The organism is Stenotrophomonas sp. HMWF003 (assembly GCF_003061285.1).
GTDB lineage: Bacteria > Pseudomonadota > Gammaproteobacteria > Xanthomonadales > Xanthomonadaceae > Stenotrophomonas > Stenotrophomonas maltophilia_AP.
Window position 1 is genome coordinate 4,868 of sequence record NZ_QAIW01000331.1, and the last position, 675, is coordinate 5,542.

Genomic DNA, 675 nt, shown 5'->3' on the forward strand with positions numbered 1-675 from the left:
GCCAGGCGCTGGCGCTGGCCGCCGGACAGCAGCGCGCCGTTCTCGCCCACCGGCGTCTGCAACTGCTGCGGCATCCGCTCGATGAACTCCCAGGCGTTGGCCGCTTCGGCGGCGGCGCGGATCTGGTCTTCGCTGGCATCCATGCCGTAGGCGATGTTGGCGCCCACGCTGTCGTCGAACAGCATCACCTTCTGCCCCACCATGGCCACCTGGCGGCGCAGGTCCGCCAGCGGGTAGTCCTCCAGCGGAACGCCGTCCAGGGTGATGCGGCCACCGTTGGGTTCGTAGAAACGCGGCACCAGACGGATCAGGCTGGTCTTGCCACTGCCGGAGCGCCCGACGATGGCGGTGACCGTGCCCGGCTTGGCGACGAAACTGATGTCGTCCAGGGCAATGCCGGTGTCTTCACGGTAGCGCAGCATCACGTGCTCGAAGGCGAGCTCGCCACGCGCGCGGCCGATCTTCTTGATGCCCTCGTCGCGCTCGACCGGCAGGTCGAGGATGCCGAACAGGCGCTCGGCGGCGGCCACGCCGCGCGAAATCGAGGTCTGCACGCTGGTCAACCGACGCAGCGAGGGAATGATGGCCATCATCGAGGTCATCAGGCCCATGAACTGGCCTGCATTGAGCTTGCCCGCCAGGGCTTCGCGGGTGGACACCCACACGATCACCGCC

The 675-nt window shown here is 68.1% G+C and carries 1 protein-coding gene; it reads right to left on the bottom strand.

Annotated features, from left to right (window positions below; genetic code table 11):
• A partial coding sequence (locus tag DBR34_RS23080; RefSeq protein WP_258223914.1) for an ATP-binding cassette domain-containing protein occupies window positions 1-675 on the bottom strand: 675 nt, incomplete at both ends.